At 74.3% G+C, this 2,486-nt stretch carries 2 protein-coding genes; one reads left to right on the top strand and one right to left on the bottom strand.

The annotated features are described in order from the left end of the window. Positions 1-93 precede the first annotated feature (93 nt). Positions 94-1,275: an ROK family protein gene (locus G3I53_RS29830; RefSeq protein ID WP_164336293.1), complete on the bottom strand. Its 1,182-nt coding sequence runs from the start codon at positions 1,273-1,275 to the stop codon at positions 94-96. 366 nt (positions 1,276-1,641) lie between these two features. On the opposite strand from G3I53_RS29830, the gene G3I53_RS29825 reads away from it, so the two are divergent. Continuing rightward, the coding region (locus G3I53_RS29825) for a serine/threonine-protein kinase (RefSeq protein ID WP_164438959.1) at positions 1,642-2,486 on the top strand (845 nt) is incomplete at its 3' end.

The following is a 2,486-nucleotide window of genomic DNA, read 5'->3' as shown; positions in this document are numbered from 1 at the left end:
GCGGGTGTGCCGGTGGTGCAGGTGTGCCGGTGGTGCAGGTGTGCCGGTGGCGCGGGTGTGCCGGTGGTGCGGGTGTGCCGTGGTGCGGGGTGCCTAGGCGGGTGAGAACAGGTGGTCGCTGATGAGGCGGGCCGCGCCGATGACTCCTGCGGTGGGGCCCAACTCGCCCAGGACGATGGGGAGGTTGCCGGTCGCCAGGGGCAGCGACTGGCGGTAGACCTGGGTGCGGATCGCGGCGAGCAGGGTGTGGCCGAGGCCGGTCACCCCGCCGCCGATCACCACCAGGCCGGGGTTGAAGAAGCTGACGAGTCCGGCGATGACCTGGCCGGTGCGGTTGCCGCCCTCGCGGATCAGGTCCAGGGCGGTGGCGTCGCCCGCGGCGGCAGCGGCGGCGACATCGGCCGCGCTGAGCGTGCCGTTCGCCTCCAGCCGGGCCGCGAGTTCGGGGGACCGCTGCTGCTGGGCGGCCTCGGTGGCGTCCCGGGCGAGGGCCGCGCCGGAGAAGTGGGCCTCCAGGCAGCCCCGGTTGCCGCAGGCGCACGGGTGTCCGTCGGGCACGGCCTGGATGTGCCCGATGTCGCCCGCGCTGCCGGTCGTCCCGCGGTAGACCTCGCCGCCGACGACGATGCCGCAGCCGATGCCGGTGCCGATCTTGACCCAGAGGAAGTCGGCGACGGTGCGGGCGACGCCCGCGTGCTGCTCGCCCATCGCCATCAGGTTCACGTCGTTGTCGACCATGACGGGGCAGCCGAGTTCCTGGCTGAGGGCCTCCCGCACGGGGAAGCCGTCCCAGCCCGGCATGATCGGCGGGGCCACCGGGACACCCTCGGGGAAGCGGACCGGGCCGGGGACGCCGATGCCGGCGCCGTCGAACCCCTCCGCGAGTCCCGAGGCGCGCAGCTTGGCGGCCATGGCGAGGACCTGCTCGAAGACCGCGACCGGTCCCTCGCGCACGTCCAGGGGCTGGGTGATGTGTCCGAGGATCTCCAGCTCGGCGTTGGTGACGGCGACGTCGACCGAGGTCGCGCCGATGTCGACACCGAGCATGCGCAGACGGGGGTTGAGCCGGATGTTGTGGGAGCGCCGTCCGCCGCGCGAGGCAGCGAGGCCGTCGGCCACGACCAGCTCGGTCTCCAGCAGCCGGTCCACCTCCACGGCCAGTTTGGACCGGGAGAGGTCGACCTGGTCGCCGAGCTGGGCGCGGGAGTTGGGGCCGCCGTCGCGCAACAGCCGCAGCAGCCGGGCCTGATGGGCGTTCGCGGGTCGGGCTGTCATGCGTCTCACGAGCCCCTCCCCGCCTCGATCGGCATCGCGCACCGGATTCCGGCCACGTGTGCGGCCTGCTTTCGGAAGGGAACGTAGCAGCGGCTGCCCGGGCTGGGAAGAAGTCGTGCAGGAATTGCCCCCCACTTTTTCCACTCACAGGACAAAGACGGGGCGGGGAGCCCTCGGAACCGGACGCGCGCAGGGTGCCCGCGGCTCTGCCGCCCGTCGCCGCGGACGCCGGGGCTCCGGTGGCCCGGACCGCCGGTCGGCCCGGGACCGCAACCGCGGTGGCCTGAATCGTGTCTGTGTTCGCGAGGGCCGGATGCCCCGGGGTGCGCCATACTCCGGGGGACGGACTGCGGTCCGGGGGGATCGATGAGCACATGGGCGGTACCGGGGTACACCGAGTCGCTGGAACTGGGGGCCGGGGCGAGCGGCCGGGTCGTTCTCGCCGTGCACGAGGACACCGGTGTGCCCGTGGCGGTGAAGTACCTCAGCGCGTCACTGCACACCCGCCCCGGCTTCGTGCACGACTTCCGCGCGGAGGCACGGCTGCTGGGCGGCCTGGACAGCCCGTACGTCGCCGGCCTGTACGAGTACGTGGAGAGCCCGGACGGCGCGGCCATCGTGATGGAACTGGTGGACGGCGTCCCCCTGCGCGCCCTGCTGACCCGGCAGGGCCCGCTGGAGCCGGAGGCGGCGCTGGCGGTTCTCAAGGGTTCGCTGCTGGGGCTGGCCGACGCCCACCGGGCGGGGGTGGTCCACCGCGACTACAAGCCGGAGAACGTCCTGGTCACCCCCGACGGGGCCTCGAAACTGGTCGACTTCGGCATCGCGGCGGACGCGGGAACGCGCGCCGGGGTGGCCGGAACCCCCGCCTACATGGCGCCCGAGCAGTGGCGGGGCGAGCCCGCCTCGCCGGCCACCGACGTGTACGCGGCGACGGCCACCTTCTTCGAGTGCCTGACCGGCCGGAAGCCCTACCCGGGCGAGAACGTCGCGGAACTCGCGCTGCGCCACGTCGACGCGCCCGTCCCCGACGTCGAGGTGGCCGAGGCCCTGCGGCCGCTGGTGCGTCGCGGGCTGGCCAAGGACCCGGGGCAACGGCCGGGCGACGCGCAGGCGTTCGTGGCGGAGCTGGAAGCGGTCGCGGGCGCCGCGTACGGGCCCGGCTGGGAGGAGCGCGGCCGGGGCCGGCTGGCCGCGCTGGCCGCCCTGCT

It is taken from the genome of Streptomyces sp. SID14436, assembly GCF_010548465.1.
Lineage (GTDB): Bacteria > Actinomycetota > Actinomycetes > Streptomycetales > Streptomycetaceae > Streptomyces.
This window is presented reverse-complemented; position numbering and strand designations above follow the sequence as displayed.

Excerpts from the sequence above, each read along its gene's own strand:
- G3I53_RS29830 (WP_164336293.1), bottom strand. The coding sequence starts at position 1,275 with ATGACAGCCCGACCCGCGAACGCCCATCAGGCCCGGCTGCTGCGGCTG.